Origin of the sequence: Longimicrobium sp. (assembly GCF_036399255.1) — a bacterium.
Lineage (GTDB): Bacteria > Gemmatimonadota > Gemmatimonadetes > Longimicrobiales > Longimicrobiaceae > Longimicrobium.
In genome coordinates this window covers 1-14,394 of the sequence record NZ_DASWNM010000078.1, presented here as the reverse complement: position 1 = coordinate 14,394, position 14,394 = coordinate 1, and the positions used below count along the sequence as shown (strand labels likewise).

The window sequence follows — 14,394 nt, the reverse complement described above, 5'->3', positions numbered from 1 at the left end:
ACAGCGCGCCCGCGATCACCACGATCGCGGGCGCGCTGCGTTTCGTGGATGCGTCGAGGCTTGCTGGCGGGCCGCGGGCCGCGTTAGCGTGACCCGCGCCGGCCGCTCCGACGCACCGGATGCGGCGACTCCCGATCCCCTGCCCTCCCGACGATGATCGAACGCGAGCTGGACGACGGCATCCTTACCCTGCGGCTGGCGCACGGAAAGGCGAGCGCCATGGACGTGGAGCTGCTGGAGGCGCTGGAGGCGGAGCTCCACGGCGCCGACGACGCGCGCGCGGTGGTTCTCACCGGCACCGGCGGCATCTTTTCCGCCGGCGTGGACCTGTACCGCATCGTGGAGGGCGGCGCGGCGTACGTGGACCGCTTCGTTCCGCTGCTCTCCTCCTTTGTCCGCGCGATGTTCGCGCTGCCGGTTCCCGTGGTGGCGGCGGTGAACGGCCACGCCATCGCGGGCGGCGGCGTGATGACGCTGGCCGCCGACTACCGGCTGATGGCGGAGGGCAACGGGCGCATCGGCGTGCCGGAGCTGGTGGTGGGCGTGCCCTTTCCTGCCGCGGCGCTGGAGGTGGTGCGCTTCGTCGTTCCGCGGCACCGCGTGCAGGCGCTGCTGTACACCGGCCGCACGCTGGCGCCGCACGACGCGCTGGCGGACGGCCTGCTGGACGAGGTGGTGCCGGCCGACGCGCTCGCGGCCCGCGCGCGTGAGGTGGCCGTGCAGCTGGCCGCGCTGCCGCCGGAGGTGTTCCGCGCCACCAAGCAGGCCCTGCGCGCGGACGCGCTCGCACGGATGGACGCCGCGGAGGAGTACGACCGCAACGTCCTCACCCTGTGGTCCGCGCCCGAGACGCACGCCCGCATCCGCGACTACATGGCCCGCGTCGTCCGCAAGTAGAAGAAGATTGGCCTCACACCGGAGTCCGTGTGAGCCGAATCCTCTCCGAGGGTGTTGCCCCACTCCACCCGCGACTGGCTTCCCGAGGGAGGCGCCGCTCCACAACCTGCTGGTACGATGGGGTTTGGCGCCGGCCGAAGGATCGCGCCGGCAGAACAGAGGGGCTGAAATCCCGGCGAAAGAGCCTGCCCCTCGCTGGCCGAGCGTAGGTCCTTCGGTCGCGCGCAGGCGGTTGTGCGGCTTCTGGTTACACGTGGTGCGCTCCCTCAGGAAGTCAGCGCTCCTCTTGCAGTGCATTGAGGTTTGGCAGCGCTCCTACAACCGGAAGCGGGCCCGGGATGCGGTCCCGGGCCCGCTTCATCGTGTAGCCGCGGAGGCGCGCTACGAGAGCACGCCCTGGTACGCGTTCCAGTCTTCCAGCACCCGCGCGGCGCCGCGCACCACGCAGGTCAGCGGCTGCTCGTCCAGGTGAATGGGCAGCCCCGTCTCGCGCTCCAGCAGCCGTCCCAGCCCGCGAAGCTGCGCCCCGCCGCCCGTCATCACGATCCCCGCGTCGATGATGTCGGACGACAATTCGGGGGGCGTGGTCTCCAGCGCGCGGCGCACCGCGGCCACGATGGCGTGCACCGGCTCCTGGATGCACTCGCGGATCTCCAGCGACGTCACCCGCACCGACTTGGGAATGCCGTTCACCAGGTCGCGGCCGGTCACGTCCATCTCGCGCTCCTCGCCCAGCGGGTACGCCGAGCCGATCTGGATCTTGACCCCCTCCGCCGTCGCCTCGCCGATGAGCAGGTTCCGGCTCTTGCGCACGTAGGCCATGATGGCCTCGTCCATCTCGTTGCCCGCCACGCGGATGGACGCGTCCGCCACGATGCCGGAAAGCGCGATCACCCCGATCTCGCTGGTCCCGCCCCCCACGTTCACCACCATGGACCCGCGCGGCGACGTCACCGGCAGCCCCACGCCGATGGCGGCCGCCATGGGCTCCGAGATCAGGTGCACCGCCTTGGCGCCGGCCGCGATGACCGCCGCGCGCACCGCCCGCTTCTCCATCTCGGTGATGCCCGAGGGCACGCCGATGACCACCGTGGGCTTGACGCGAAAGATGCCGCGGGGAAGCACGCGCTCCAGAAAGTGGCGCAGCATCAGGTCGGCCATGTCCACGTCGGCGATCACGCCGTCGCGCATGGGCCGCACGGCGATGATGCCCTCGGGCGTGCGGCCCAGCATGCGCTTGGCCTCGAGCCCGATGGCGCGCACGTGGCCGGTGTTGCGGTCCACGGCCACCACGGAGGGCTCGTTCACCACGAGCCCTTCGCCCTTGATCTCGATGAGGGTGTTCGCCGTTCCCAGGTCGATCGCGATATCCGCCACGTCTGCTCCCGTTACTGCTTTTGTGTCTTCGCTTTGGCAACCAGCCAGAGGAATGTATCGCTTCGAGGGCAAAAGGGCGAAAGTGCCTGTGTCGGGCGTGTCCCTCCGCTGCGCTCCGGGCCGGGCTGCGCGCGCCGTAGGCAACGATACGACTGTTGCCAACGGCGCCGAGCCCCCGGCGCGCCAGGCCTCCTCGCGTTCCCCCGTACGCTCGTGCACGGCGCGCCGTGTTCTCGGCCCTGCGGGCGCGCATCCCTCACGCAAAGCCGTCCACTTGCGCACATGGACGGCCTGAACGGTCGTCGCAGCAATCGGACCCGCACGACCAGCTGCAACGGGGTGTCCGGTTTCGGCCGCCGAGCCGGTCCAATTTGCGCGCCTGTGGCGCATCCGTTGCGTTTTGTGCGCAACGTGGCGTAACTGTGCTCTTGATGCGGAGCGGGTTTTGCCTATCTTTGGCTGCAGCAGCGTTGCACGGAGGAAATGACGATGTCGATGCCAAACAAGCTGCCCCGGGAGCAGCCCGGGGACGAGGCGGAGGAAATGACCCCACTGAGCACGTACCGCCCCGCGCGGCCCGCGGGCGACAAGGTGGTGCCGCTGCACCGGCGGCTGCCGCGCGCTTCCGACGCGCGCCCCCCCGAGCGCCCGCTGGTGCAGTCGGTCGCGCCCGCCGAATGCATTCAGCGCGCGTACTACCTCGAGGCGCGCAGGGGCTTCGCCAGCGACGCGGCGCTGGCCACGGCCATCGGCGTGCACCGCAGCCAGGTGACCCGCTGGGCGCAGGGGCGCTCCGCGCACGCCGGGAACGCGTGGCTGCTGCGCGACCTTGCCGCCACCGTCTCGCGCCTGGCCGACTTCTACCAGACGGGCACCATCAACCGCTGGCTCTTTGGCGCCAACCCCGACCTCGGCGGCGAGCAGCCCATGGAGCTGCTGCGGCAGGGGCGGCTCCCCGAGGTGCTGATGGCGGTGCAGGCCCAGACCAGCGGCGCCTTCGGATAACATGACCGACGAACGCCGTGGCATTGCGCACGGCGTGCTGTGGAGGGCCTTTCCCTGGGATCGTGAGGCGCCAGAGGGAGGCCCTTTTTCAGTGCGCTCGGTGGCGCCGCCCCACATGCAGAACTACGGGCGCTTCGACCTGAACGGCCGCCCTTCCGTGCTGTACCTGGCGCAGACGCCGGCGCACGCAGTCGCGGAGGTGCTGCGCGGGCTCAAGCGGAATCCCGCCGATCCCCTGCGCCACCGCCTCTTGCCCGGCGACCTGACCGGCGCCGGACATCCGCGCGCCGTCGTGCCCGTGCGGCTGCCGGCCCGGCTGGCCGCCCGGGTGCCGGACTTTGGCTGCGGAGAAACGCTGGAGCGCTTTGGCGTGCGCGCGGACGAGCTGTCCTCGCGCGAACGGCGCGTGACGCAGGCGGCGGCGCGGCGCATCCACCGGCACGCGGACACGGTGCCCGGCTTCTGCTGGTGGTCCGCGTTCCACGGCGACTGGCACGTGCTGCTGCTGTTCCTGGACCGCGCGGGGCTGGACGTGCTGGAGTGGGGAACGCCGGAGATCCTGACCGTGGACCACCCGGCGGTGCGCGAAGCGGCGGAGGTGCTGGGGCTGGACGTGTAGCGCTCAGCCCGCGCCGCCGTAGGTGCCTTCGGCGTACACCGTTGCGCCGTCGGGCGCGGCGACGCGAAAGCGGTGCTCGGCGCCCTCGTCGTTCAGCAGCAGGCATGCGGCGGAGGGCAGCGGGAGCGGCGCGCGAAAGGCGATGCGCATCCGCCGGAGCGCGGCGGGGTCGCCACGCAGGCGCTGGGCGATGATCGCGTGGGCCGTGCGCGCGGCGGTGGCGTAGCCGTGCAGGATGGGCGCGCGAAAGCCGAACGGGCGCGCCGTCCACGGCCACAGGTGGATGGGATTGTAGTCGCCGGAGACGCGCGCGTAGCGGCGGCCCGCGCCCGCGGGGAGCGGCCAGCGCGCCAGCTCCGCCCAGCCGCCGGCATCCTCGTCCTGCGCGGAGCGCTCCGGACGCGGTGCGGATGCGCGGCCGGGGGAGTCCGCGTCCTTCATCCGCACCATGAAGACGGAGGTGCCCTGGCAGCAGAGCTGGCCGGCGCCCAGCCAGTTGCGCGCGAGCACCGTCAGCCGCAGTCCGCGCGGCGTGCGCTCCACCCGGTCCAGCTCCACGCGGCAGCGCACGGCATCCCCCGCCGGGATCGGCCGCGCCCACACCATCTCGGTGGACACGTGGACCATGGCCCCCAGCGGCAGGGGCGCGTCGAGATTCGCGAACATCTCCAGCGCCAGCGCCGTCTCCCAGGTGGCGCAGTAGAAGGGCGGCGCGGCGGGATGGGGATCGAGAAACGCCGCCACCCCGTCGCCGCCGGTGGCGCGCGCGTAGGCCCGCACGTGCGCGGGGGCGATGCGGATGTCCGCGCGCTCGCACGCGGCGCGGCGGCGCGGGGCGGTTCCCTCCGGCACGGGGGCGGCGCCGCGGGCCTGGACGCCGCGGGCGACCAGGCGCAGCATCGAGCGCAGCGGCGAGGGGCGGCTGGACATCGACCCCGTTACGCCGCCGGCAGGAGCTGCACGGCGACCCGCCGCTCGCGCGGGCCGTCGAACTCGCACAGGTAGATGCCCTGCCACGTCCCCAGCACCAGCCGCCCGCCGCTGACGATCACCGTAAGCGACGGGCCAAAGAAGCTGGTCTTCAGGTGGCTGTCGCTGTTCCCCTCGGCGTGGCGGTAGAACGCCTCCCGGTGCGGCACCAGGCGCTCCAGCTTGCCCAGCACGTCGTGCACCACGTCGGGATCCGCGTTCTCGTTGATGGTCAGCCCGGCGGTGGTGTGCAGGCTCTGCAGCACGGCGGCGCCCTCCTGGACACCGGAGCGCGAGACGATCTCCTGCACCAGCTCCGTGATCTCGGCCATGTCGCTGCGCCGCGTGGTGCGCACCCGGATCTCTTCCATCGCTCAGCCCGTGCCGACGTAGCGGATGCGCCAGATGCGGCCGCCCACGTCGTCCGCGACGTAGAGCGAGCCGTCCGGCCCGATGGCCAGCCCCGTGGGGCGGTGCCGCGCCGTCTGGGGCTGGGGGTTCTCGACCGTCGCGAATCCGCTTGCGAACACCTCGTGCGTGCCCAGGGGCCGGCCGCCGCGGAAGGGAAGGAACGCCACGTTGAAGCCCTGCTGCGGCAGCGGAGCGCGGTTCCACGAACCATGGAAGGCCACGAACGCGCCGTCGCGGTAGTACTGCGGAAACTGCGTGCCCGTGTAGAACAGCAGGTCGTTGGGCGCCCAGTGCGCGGGAAAGGCGTAGACGGGCTCGGCCTTGCCGGGGCAGCGGCCGGTCTCGCGTCCGTCGCCGCCGTACTCGGGCGCAAGCAGCTTGCGGCGCGTGGCGGGGTCGTAAAAGCAGTACGGCCAGCCGCCGTCGGTGCCGCGGTCCAGCCGGAACATCTCCTCCGCCGGCGTCTCGGCATTCGCCTGCTCGGTGAACCCCGGCCAGCCGGCCAGCTGGTCGCGCCCGTGGCTCACGGCGAACGGCACGCCCGCCGCCGCGTTCCAGTCCAGCGCCATCCCGTTGCGGATGCCGGTGGCCCAGCGCTCCCCCTGCGCCTGCGTCTGGTTGGGCCGACCGGCGTCGAAGCGCCAGGTGCCGGCGCGCGTCTCCAGCTCCGGGCAGGGGTCCTGGCCCGGCTGCCCGGTCTGCCGGTCCGCCGCCTGGCAGGCGTTGGTGCGCGAGCCCACGTTGACGAACATCCCCCCGCGCCCGTCGAACGCCATCGACCGGGCCGCGTGGCCGCCGGTGGGCAGCCCCGTGACGATGCGCTCCGGCTGGCCCCGCGGCACCAGCTCGCCCGGCGTCATCCGCCACCGCACGACCGCGTCGTCCGGGGCGAAGTACAGCCAGCCGTCGTAGATCTCCATCCCCGTCGCGGCGCCGCTGCCGAACGCCTGGCGCACGTCGGCGCGGCCGTCGCCGTCCGTGTCGCGCAGGGCAAGGGCGCCGGTGGGGCCGCCGCGCCGGCCGGAGAGCGCGGCGTAGACGTCGCCGTTGGGCGCCACGGCCAGGTGCCGCACCGGGCCCAGGCTGTCGGCCACCACCAGCGCGCAGAAGCCCGGCGGCAGGGTGATGCCGCCGTTGTCGCGCGCGCAGGGCGGTGCGGGACGCAGCTGCCAGGGCGTGGCGTCCGCCGGGCGGCCCGTGGGCGCGGGGATGGCGGCGGCCGGGGCGGGCTCCCGCGCGGCACCCTGGCCGCCCCCGCAGGCGGCCAGGGCCAGCGCGGGGGCGGCGAGCAGAAGAATGCGCATCCGCGTCATGAAAACGGCTCCGGGCGCGGTCAGTTCATCGACGAATCGCGGGCGGCGTGCTGCACCAGGAACGGCGCCTCGTGCCGCGCGCCGTCGCCCACGCGCACGACGAAGCGGTAGATGCCGGGCCGGGGAAACTGCACGCCGACGAGCGCGAAGATCTGGTTGGCGGTGGTGAACTCGCCCGGCGGCACCGGCGGCGTCATCATCTCCCCCTCCGCCTGAAAGAGCGCGGCGCCATCCTCGTCCTCCATGCTCACCCGCACGGGGAACGACCGCCCACTGTCGCCGAAGTCCGCCTCCACGCGAAAGGCGAACACCATCTTGGGATGCACCACGGGAAACTCGGCCGCGGCGATGCGGTCGAAGATCCCCATCAGGTTCAGCTTGCCTTCCTGCGAGACGTTGGCCTCGTCGGCCAGCACGGCCATCGGAATCTTCACGGGATCACTTTCGGTTCGAATCAGGATCAGGACGCCGGACAGTCGTCGGTGCCCTGGCGCACCCACAGCCGCACCACGGCCGCGCTGTCGGGGAGCGCCTGCGCATCGACCGTTCCGCCCTGCACCGGCGCGGTCGCGGAGTCCAGCCCAAAGCTGACGCCCGGCGCGGCGGGAAACCACACCGCCACGCGCCCCTCGCCCTGCCCCGCGCACATCCGCCCGTAGCGCGCGCGCAGCTCCGCCAGCGTCGATCCGACCCCCACGCCGGTGCCCGTGCGCAGCCCCGCCGTGTCCACCACGATGCGCTGCACCTTCTGCCCGGCGAGGACGAGCGTCACCGGGCGGCCGGCCAGGCGCACCGACATCCCCCGCTCCGTCGTGCCCTCCTGCTTCCAGGTGGTGTCGCGGGCTTCGGGGCACAGGGTGCGCACGTCCGCGGCCGCCATGTCCAGCCGCAGCGGACCGATGCCGTAGCGCGTCACCGCCACGTCCTCCACCCCGCCGCACCCCCCCGCCACGACCTCGCTCCCCGCGCGGATGCGGATGGTGTCCGCCGCCTGCGCCACCTCAGCCCCGTCCGCCGCCGCCACCCAGGCGCGGACGGCGAAGCGGCTGGTGGTGTCGTTCTCCGCCGACGGACGGCGCTGCCGGGGCGCCGGGGGCGTGCGGACCGCCTGGCGAAACTCGCCGCTGGCGCCGGGGGCCAGGGTGCCCAGCGGAAAGACCACGCGCGTCCCCTCGCCGGAGGAAAGGACGTCGCCTGGGCGGGTGCCGCCGGAGCCGCCGGCGGAATCCACCAGCATCTCCATCGGCCCGCCGACGAACAGGTTCAGGCTGCCGGAGAGCGGCTGCTCGGTGCCGTTGACCACGGTGACGCGCAGGGTGTCTTCTTCGTTCCACGCCCAATCGCTGGCCACGTACAGGCGCACCTCCACGTTGCGCGGCACGGAATCGAGCCGCACCGGCTCGCGGCCGCCCACCGTCGCGCCGCCGCGGTCGCGGCAGGCGCCGGCCAGCATCCCCGCCAGCAGCACGATCGCCATCCGTCCCAGCCCGGTCATCCCCCGCATCTTTCCTGTCGTCCGCTGTCCGTCAGAGTCATCCGCATGTCCAGCAACATGGCGCGGCGGCGGCGCGCGCGCGAGTCCCGGTTTTGCGTGCGGGCGCGGAATTCCGTACTGTGCCCCCGCGCCGGCACCCGCGCGGCGCGCAACCCGGGCCCCACTTCGAGGACACGCGATGGCGGAGAAGCAGCCGCAGGACAACCCCACGCTGAACGTGGCGCAGCGCACGCGCACCGCCACCGAGGACGAGCGGCTGCTGCAGTCGCCGGCCGAAGCGCCGCAGGCGCAGGACTTTACGCGCAGCGACCCGTGGCGGGTGTTCCGCATCATGGGCGAGTTCGTCGAGGGGTTCGACAACCTGGCGCGCATCGGGCCGGCGGTCACCATCTTCGGCAGCGCGCGCACACCGGCGGACCACCCCGAGTACGCCGCGGCGCGCGAGACGGCGCGGCTGCTGGGCGAGGCGGGGTTCGGCATCATTACCGGCGGCGGGCCGGGGATCATGGAGGCGGCCAACCGCGGTGCCCGCGACGCCGACGTGCTCTCGATCGGCTGCAACATCGAGCTGCCGTTCGAGCAGGGGATCAACCCGTACGTGGACGTGGCCATCAACTTCCGCTACTTCTTCGTCCGCAAGACGATGTTCGTGAAGTACGCGGAGGCGTTCATCATCTTCCCGGGCGGGTTCGGCACCTTGGACGAGCTGTTCGAGGCCATGACGCTCATCCAGACGGGGAAGGTGCGCGACTTTCCCGTGGTGCTGGTGGGCACCGCCTACTGGAAGGGCCTGCTGGACTGGATCCGCGACACGCTCCTGGCCGAGGGCAAGATCTCGCCGGAGGACGTGGACCTGGTCACGGTGACGGACTCGCCGGAAGAAGCGGTGCGGGCGATCGTGGAGTGCTACGAGCACAACTGCTCCACCACCGGTCGCGTGGATCATCGGAAGAAGAAGCAGACGGTCGAGGAGACACCCGCATCGCCCGCGAACACGCCGGCGGAGCCGGAGAAGGGGGATGCGCAGTGAAGAAGTGCGTGAGTGCGGGAGTGCGTTAGTGCGGGAGTGGATCAGGAGCGATCGATGGAGGCGCGGAGCGCGGCCAGCATCCGCGCGATCTCCAGGCAGAGCTCGTGGAGCCGATCGTGCTCCTGCCGGGAGACGTACTCCAGCTCCCGCGCCAGGTACAGCTGGCAGCGCACTTCCGACACTGATCCGCGCGCGACGGAGAGGAATTGCCTGAGTTCGTTCCGGCTGTAGCGGCCGAATCCCTCGGCGATGTTGGACATGACCGATACTGCGGCGCGGCGGATCTGGTCGCGCAAACCATAGTCCCGGGCGAACGCGCCGTTCCCGGTAAGGCGGTAGATCGCGACGGAAAGATCCCGCGACTTCTGCCAGACGATGAGATCTTCAAAGCACTTGACTCGCATGGCGGACCCTTACGGTGGTGGACTCGGGTGTCACTAAGACATCAAGGTAAACACCGTGAACAACTTCCGCACTAACGCACTAACGCACTAACGCACTCACGCACTCACATGGCGAAGAGCAAGTTCCTCAGTGGCAAGCGCATCGAGCCCAAGAAGATCGGCGCCGGGCTCACCGTCACTGAGCTCGTCGACGGGACGTTCCAGGCGTACAACGCGGCTCGTCTTCGTGAAGCCTGCCATCTTCTCACCAGGAAGATGCTTGATGACGACGTGACCGTCGGGCTTACGATGACGGGCGCGCTGACGCCGGCGGGGCTGGGGATGAGCTCGGTGATCCCGCTGATCGAGGCGGGGTTCGTGGACTGGATCATCAGCACGGGCGCCAACCTGTACCACGACACGCACTTCGGCATCGGCCTGGAGCTGCGCCAGGGAAGCGCGCAGATCAGCGACACCGTGCTGCGCGAAGAAGAGGTCGTCCGCATCTACGACATCTTCTTCGATTACTCGGTGCTGCTGGACACCGACGCGTTCTTCCGCACGATCATCACGGGCCCCGAGTTCCAGCGGCCCATGTCGTCGGCCGAGTTCCACTACCTGTGCGGCAAGTACGTCAGCGCGCGCGAGCAGGAGCTGGGCATCGGCCGCAAGTCGCTGCTGGCGGCGGCGTACGAGCACGCGGTGCCCATCTACACCTCGTCCCCCGGCGACTCGTCGATCGGCATGAACGTGGCGGCCAAGGCGCTGCAGGGAAACAAGCTGATGTTCGACGTGAACGCCGACGTAAACGAAACGGCGTCCATCGTGCTCGAGGCCAAGCGCAGCGGCGGCAAGAGCGCCATCTGGATCCTGGGCGGCGGCAGCCCCAAGAACTTCGCGCTGCAGACCGAGCCGCAGATCCAGGAGGTGATGGGGATCGACGAAAAGGGCCACGACTACTTCCTGCAGGTCACCGACGCCCGCCCCGACACCGGCGGCCTCTCCGGCGCCACCCCCGCCGAGGCGGTGAGCTGGGGGAAGATCGACCCGGACCGGCTGCCGGACGCGGTGGTCTGCTATCTCGATTCCACCGTGGCGCTGCCCATCCTGACGGCGTACGCGTTCGACAACCACGCGCCGCGCACGCCCAAGCGCCTGTACGACCGGCGCGAGGCCATGATGCAGCGGATCCGCGACGAGTACGAGAAGTCCGAGCGCAACGAGAGCTCGCAGGAAGCCGCCCGCGAGCACGCCGTGCACGAAGGCGGCATGCTGGACCGCGACCGCTGACCCGGCTCTTTCCGCACATCCACACCACGGAGACCACACCCATGCTCCACGCCGTCCGCACCACCCTGATCGTACTCTCCGCGCTCGCGCTCGCCGGCTGCGGCGGCGATGACGAGCCCGCCGCCGAGGCACCGGTGGCCAACGAGCCTGCCAGCGGGACGGCGGCCGCGTCGGCTCCCACCGCCGAACCCGCGCCCGCCGCGGCGAAGGGCGGCGTGCTGACTCTGGCGGACGCGGAGCGCGTGGGCTTTGCGCGCACCGAGCCCAAGGCGTTCGAGATGGTGGGCGCCGTCGACGGCGCGGGCGGCACGCTGGGCGGCGGCAAGGTGGAGATCTACGCGTACGCCGGCGAGGTGCCGGCCAACCGCATCGAGGAGCTCCGCTCCACCGCGATCCCCGCGTTCGGCTGGAACGGCTTCTGTCACGTCCGCAACCTCACCATGGTCTACGAGAAGGAAGAGGCCTGCAAAGCGCTGCGCGGGCTGGACTGACGCATCGGCGAAGGGGTCGAAGGTCGTGATCTGAAGATTTATGCAGACAAAGACGCGGAGGCGCAGAGAGCCATCTTCTCTGCGCCTCCGTCGCTTTTTCGTGTGGTGCTCCGTCAGCCGGGCGTTGGCGCCGCCGCGCAGAGCTGGTCGCGGACGTCGCGGGGGGAGACGGACTCGTCTTCCAGGCGAATGCGCCACTCGCCGTCCCGGCGCACCAGCAGCCCGGTGTACGAGATGGGCAGCATCTTTCCCGCCGCGTCCGTCCACTCGAAGCGGCCCACCACCATCACCGCGTCGTCGCTCAGCACCTCGTACGACATGTCGCGCCACTCGAAGGTGGCGGGCGCCTGCCACGCATCGCTCGCATAGAAGGCACGCAGTGAATCCGCCGATTCCAGCGTCTTGCGCCCGTTGCCCACCACGTACGAGCCGCGCCGGTCGTAGCGGGCCGCGATGGCTGCGCGGGCGCCGGCGCGCAGGTCCTGGGCGTAGCTCTCCATGAACGCGCGGGCCTCCGCCTCCGGGTCGCGGTCCCGCTGCACTTCGACGTTCACGGCGCACGACGCGCTCAGGACCAGCAGAACCAGGACGGCGGGGATACGGCGGAGGATGGATGGCATCGGCGTGCTCCCGGTGATGGAGGAATCCCGCGAATCGGGACCGGCCGGGGAAGGCTCGGTCTGCCCGGGATCATACCAGATCCATCCAGAGAGTCAACCGGAAAAGACTTGCCTCACGCAGAGACGCGGAGAGAAAAGGACGAACCCGTTCTCTCCGCGTCTCTGCGTGAGGCTGCTGTTGGGGACGGATCGCCCGGGCCGGCGGGCTACACCCGTTCACCCGTTCACCCGTTCACCCGCTCAAGAGGCCGTCTCCGCGCGCGGCACCAGCAGGGTAAACGTGGATCCGGCGCCGGGCGTGCTCTCCGCCACCAGGTCCCCGCCCATGCCGCGCGCCAGGTCGCGGCTGATGGCCAGCCCCAGCCCCACGCCCTCCATGGGGTTGCTGAGCCCGCGCCCCACCTGGACGAAAGGCTCGAACACCGTGTGCAGCTTCTCGGGGGCGATGCCCACCCCCGTATCCCACACGCGGATGGCCACGGCGCCCTCCGCCGGCTCCACGCGAATGCCGATGCGCCCGCCGGGGTGCGTGAACTTTACCGCGTTGGTCAGCAGGTTCAGCAGGATCTGCTGCATCCGCTCCGCGTCCACCCGCGCGACGAGGTCCGGCCCGCAGGCGCAGCGCTCCACCGTGATGCCGCGGGCGCTGGCCTGCGGAAGCACCATGGCCTCCGCCGCGCCCACCCGCTCCGCCACGCGCACGTCAGTGAGGTCGAAGCCGACGGCGCCCGCCTCCATGCGCGCGTAGCTCAGCACCTCGTTGATCAGCCGCAGCAGGTGCCGCTGGCTGTGCTGAATTCGCTGCAGGTCCTGCCGCTGCGCGTCCGTCACCGGCCCGCGCACGCCCAGCTCGATGAGCTCGGCGTATCCGCCGATGGCGTTGAGCGGCGTGCGCAGTTCGTGGCTCATCACCGCAAGGAAGTCGCTCTTGGCGCGGTTGGCCGCCTCGGCCTCTTCCTTGGCGCGCAGCAGCGCCTCTTCGGCCTGCTTGCGCTCGGTGATGTCTTGGCCGCTTCCCACCAGCCGCACCGGCCGCCCGTGCTCGTCGCGGATCACCCGGCCGCGGCCGTGCATCGACCGCTCGGTGCCGTCCGGCCGCACGATGCGGTGGTCGAACGCGAACGGCTCGCCCGTCTGCATGGAGCGCTGCACCGCCCGCTGCACCGCCGGCCGGTCCTCGGGGTGCTGAAGGGCCGTGTAGCGCTCGAAGGTGAGGGGTCCGGAGGCCGGGTCCACCCCGTAGACGTCGTAGAGCTGCTCGGACCACCACAGCTCCTGCGTCTCCAGGTTCCACTCCCAGCTGCCGATGCGGGCGATTTGCTCCATCTCGCGCAGCAGCGCCTCGCTGCGGCGGCGCTCGCTCTCGGCGCGCACCCGCTCCGTCGCGTCCACGTTCACACCCACCATGCGCAGCGGCGTGCCGTCCGCGTCGTACAGGAACTCGGCGCTCCCCTCGATCCACCGCACCTCCCCGTCCGGCCGGCGGATGCGAAAGGCGAAGTCCAGCTCGCGCTCTCCCGCCGCCATGGCGCCGGCCATGTCCTCCTGCATGCCGGGCAGGTCTTCGGGGTGCACGAACCGGCTCCACGCCTCGATCGTGCCCTCGAACGTGCCCGGCGCCAGCCCGAACAGCCGCTCCTCTTCCTCCGTCCACGTGACCTGGCCGCTGGGCACGTGCCAGTCGAAGGTGCCGATGCGGGCGGCGCGCTGGGCCAGCCGCAGCCGCTCTTCGCTGTCGCGCAGCGCCTGCTCGCTTTCCTTCTGCTCGGTAAGGTCAAGGTGCGTCAGCACCACGTGCGTCAGCCGCCCGCCGCCGTCGCGCACGGGAAAGAAGTGGCCCTGCGACCACATCACCCGCCCCGTGCCCGTGCTGGTGATGCGCGAAACGTCGTAGCGCACGGGCGGGCTCACCACCGTCTCCCCCTGAAAGGCGCGGTGGATGAAGGGAAGCACGCCGCCCCGCTCCAGCTCCGGGTCGGCGAGGATGGAGTAGCCGGGCGGCACCTCCTGCAGCTTCACCCCCCACATCCGCTCGAACGCCGCGTTCGACGCCAGCGGCCGGCCGTCGGGATCGTAGATCACCATGCTGAACGGCGACTGCGCGAACATCGCCCCCGCCAGCGCGCCGTCCAGCGCCACCGGCAGTGCGGCGGACGCGTCCGGCCGGGCGATCTCCAGCTCCGGCAGGTGAACGCCGGCCGCCGCGGAGGCGGAAGTATTGGTTGTCATTCGATGTACAGGCCCGGCGGTGAAGATCGCCGGCAGAGAAGGAGCCGCGGGGGCCGTACCGGGCGGGACGGTCTTTCAGATGGATGGAAGGTAAGGGTTTGGGGCGCGGGATTCAACGCACGTGGCGGCGGGAGGGGATCGGGTGAAGGGGTGAAGGGGTGAAGGGGTGAAGGGGTGAAGGGGTGAAGGGGTGAAGGGGTGAAGGGGTGAAGGGGTGAAGGGGTGAAGGGGTGAAGGGGTGAAGGGGTGAAGGGGTGAAGGGGTG

Annotated in this window: 15 protein-coding genes; 6 read left to right on the top strand and 9 right to left on the bottom strand. The window is 71.2% G+C overall.

Going from position 1 to position 14,394, the window contains the following annotated elements; translation table 11 throughout:
* Window positions 1-153 precede the first annotated feature (153 nt).
* Complete coding sequence (locus VGC13_RS13330; protein ID WP_331125748.1) at window positions 154-897, top strand: enoyl-CoA hydratase/isomerase family protein; 744 nt, start codon at window positions 154-156, stop codon at window positions 895-897.
* 381 nt (window positions 898-1,278) lie between these two features.
* On the opposite strand, the gene VGC13_RS13325 is transcribed toward VGC13_RS13330, so the two are convergent.
* Window positions 1,279-2,274: a rod shape-determining protein gene (locus VGC13_RS13325; protein ID WP_331125747.1), complete on the bottom strand. Its 996-nt coding sequence runs from the start codon at window positions 2,272-2,274 to the stop codon at window positions 1,279-1,281.
* A 489-nt stretch (window positions 2,275-2,763) separates the two neighbouring features.
* Between VGC13_RS13325 and VGC13_RS13320 the strand changes: the two genes are divergently transcribed.
* Together VGC13_RS13320 and VGC13_RS13315 are read left to right on the top strand one after the other, a co-directional pair.
* Window positions 2,764-3,279 carry a hypothetical protein gene (locus VGC13_RS13320; RefSeq protein ID WP_331125746.1) on the top strand — a complete coding sequence of 172 codons (516 nt, stop codon included), beginning with the start codon at window positions 2,764-2,766 and terminating at the stop codon, window positions 3,277-3,279.
* A gap of 1 nt (window position 3,280) precedes the next feature.
* Complete coding sequence (locus VGC13_RS13315; RefSeq protein WP_331125745.1) at window positions 3,281-3,898, top strand: RES family NAD+ phosphorylase; 618 nt, start codon at window positions 3,281-3,283, stop codon at window positions 3,896-3,898.
* A gap of 3 nt (window positions 3,899-3,901) precedes the next feature.
* Here the strand turns inward: VGC13_RS13315 and VGC13_RS13310 are convergent, their stop codons facing one another.
* Genes VGC13_RS13310 through VGC13_RS13290 form a run of 5 tightly spaced genes read right to left on the bottom strand, consistent with a single transcriptional unit; the run spans window position 3,902 to window position 8,095 of the window.
* Complete coding sequence (locus tag VGC13_RS13310) at window positions 3,902-4,828, bottom strand: MaoC/PaaZ C-terminal domain-containing protein (RefSeq protein WP_331125744.1); 927 nt, start codon at window positions 4,826-4,828, stop codon at window positions 3,902-3,904.
* An 8-nt stretch (window positions 4,829-4,836) separates the two neighbouring features.
* The gene (locus VGC13_RS13305; protein WP_331125743.1) at window positions 4,837-5,238 is read right to left on the bottom strand and encodes a secondary thiamine-phosphate synthase enzyme YjbQ; all 402 of its coding nucleotides are present in this window, start codon (window positions 5,236-5,238) and stop codon (window positions 4,837-4,839) included.
* A 3-nt stretch (window positions 5,239-5,241) separates the two neighbouring features.
* On the bottom strand, window positions 5,242-6,591 hold the full coding sequence (locus VGC13_RS13300) for a PQQ-dependent sugar dehydrogenase (RefSeq protein WP_331125742.1): 1,350 nt from the start codon (window positions 6,589-6,591) through the stop codon (window positions 5,242-5,244).
* 20 nt (window positions 6,592-6,611) lie between these two features.
* On the bottom strand, window positions 6,612-7,025 hold the full coding sequence (locus VGC13_RS13295) for a DUF6941 family protein (RefSeq protein ID WP_331125741.1): 414 nt from the start codon (window positions 7,023-7,025) through the stop codon (window positions 6,612-6,614).
* 26 nt (window positions 7,026-7,051) lie between these two features.
* Window positions 7,052-8,095, bottom strand: coding sequence for a hypothetical protein (locus tag VGC13_RS13290; protein WP_331125740.1), 1,044 nt, complete (start codon window positions 8,093-8,095; stop codon window positions 7,052-7,054).
* A 169-nt stretch (window positions 8,096-8,264) separates the two neighbouring features.
* Here VGC13_RS13290 and VGC13_RS13285 point away from each other — a divergent pair, with 169 nt between their 5' ends.
* Window positions 8,265-9,116 carry a TIGR00730 family Rossman fold protein gene (locus tag VGC13_RS13285; RefSeq protein WP_331125739.1) on the top strand — a complete coding sequence of 284 codons (852 nt, stop codon included), beginning with the start codon at window positions 8,265-8,267 and terminating at the stop codon, window positions 9,114-9,116.
* A gap of 41 nt (window positions 9,117-9,157) precedes the next feature.
* Here VGC13_RS13285 and VGC13_RS13280 read toward each other — a convergent pair whose 3' ends face one another.
* Window positions 9,158-9,520 carry a four helix bundle protein gene (locus VGC13_RS13280; protein WP_331125738.1) on the bottom strand — a complete coding sequence of 121 codons (363 nt, stop codon included), beginning with the start codon at window positions 9,518-9,520 and terminating at the stop codon, window positions 9,158-9,160.
* A 108-nt stretch (window positions 9,521-9,628) separates the two neighbouring features.
* Here VGC13_RS13280 and VGC13_RS13275 point away from each other — a divergent pair, with 108 nt between their 5' ends.
* Complete coding sequence (locus VGC13_RS13275) at window positions 9,629-10,789, top strand: homospermidine biosynthesis protein (protein WP_331125737.1); 1,161 nt, start codon at window positions 9,629-9,631, stop codon at window positions 10,787-10,789.
* A 41-nt stretch (window positions 10,790-10,830) separates the two neighbouring features.
* Complete coding sequence (locus tag VGC13_RS13270; RefSeq protein ID WP_331125736.1) at window positions 10,831-11,280, top strand: hypothetical protein; 450 nt, start codon at window positions 10,831-10,833, stop codon at window positions 11,278-11,280.
* Window positions 11,281-11,393: 113 nt separating this feature from the next.
* Here the strand turns inward: VGC13_RS13270 and VGC13_RS13265 are convergent, their stop codons facing one another.
* Together VGC13_RS13265 and VGC13_RS13260 are read right to left on the bottom strand one after the other, a co-directional pair.
* Complete coding sequence (locus VGC13_RS13265) at window positions 11,394-11,900, bottom strand: DUF4440 domain-containing protein (RefSeq protein ID WP_331125735.1); 507 nt, start codon at window positions 11,898-11,900, stop codon at window positions 11,394-11,396.
* A gap of 240 nt (window positions 11,901-12,140) precedes the next feature.
* Complete coding sequence (locus tag VGC13_RS13260; protein ID WP_331125734.1) at window positions 12,141-14,129, bottom strand: PAS domain-containing protein; 1,989 nt, start codon at window positions 14,127-14,129, stop codon at window positions 12,141-12,143.
* Between the last annotated feature and the right edge of the window lie 265 nt (window positions 14,130-14,394).

What these genes read in the sequence shown, in the direction of transcription:
- VGC13_RS13330 (WP_331125748.1), top strand. Translation starts at nt 154, where the DNA reads ATGATCGAACGCGAGCTGGACGACGGCATCCTTACCCTGCGGCTGGCG.
- VGC13_RS13320 (WP_331125746.1), top strand. Translation starts at nt 2,764, where the DNA reads ATGTCGATGCCAAACAAGCTGCCCCGGGAGCAGCCCGGGGACGAGGCG.
- VGC13_RS13315 (WP_331125745.1), top strand. Translation starts at nt 3,281, where the DNA reads ATGACCGACGAACGCCGTGGCATTGCGCACGGCGTGCTGTGGAGGGCC.
- VGC13_RS13310 (WP_331125744.1), bottom strand. Translation starts at nt 4,828, where the DNA reads ATGTCCAGCCGCCCCTCGCCGCTGCGCTCGATGCTGCGCCTGGTCGCC.
- VGC13_RS13305 (WP_331125743.1), bottom strand. Translation starts at nt 5,238, where the DNA reads ATGGAAGAGATCCGGGTGCGCACCACGCGGCGCAGCGACATGGCCGAG.
- VGC13_RS13300 (WP_331125742.1), bottom strand. Translation starts at nt 6,591, where the DNA reads ATGACGCGGATGCGCATTCTTCTGCTCGCCGCCCCCGCGCTGGCCCTG.
- VGC13_RS13290 (WP_331125740.1), bottom strand. Translation starts at nt 8,095, where the DNA reads ATGCGGGGGATGACCGGGCTGGGACGGATGGCGATCGTGCTGCTGGCG.
- VGC13_RS13285 (WP_331125739.1), top strand. Translation starts at nt 8,265, where the DNA reads ATGGCGGAGAAGCAGCCGCAGGACAACCCCACGCTGAACGTGGCGCAG.
- VGC13_RS13280 (WP_331125738.1), bottom strand. Translation starts at nt 9,520, where the DNA reads ATGCGAGTCAAGTGCTTTGAAGATCTCATCGTCTGGCAGAAGTCGCGG.
- VGC13_RS13275 (WP_331125737.1), top strand. Translation starts at nt 9,629, where the DNA reads ATGGCGAAGAGCAAGTTCCTCAGTGGCAAGCGCATCGAGCCCAAGAAG.
- VGC13_RS13270 (WP_331125736.1), top strand. Translation starts at nt 10,831, where the DNA reads ATGCTCCACGCCGTCCGCACCACCCTGATCGTACTCTCCGCGCTCGCG.
- VGC13_RS13265 (WP_331125735.1), bottom strand. Translation starts at nt 11,900, where the DNA reads ATGCCATCCATCCTCCGCCGTATCCCCGCCGTCCTGGTTCTGCTGGTC.
- VGC13_RS13260 (WP_331125734.1), bottom strand. Translation starts at nt 14,129, where the DNA reads ATGACAACCAATACTTCCGCCTCCGCGGCGGCCGGCGTTCACCTGCCG.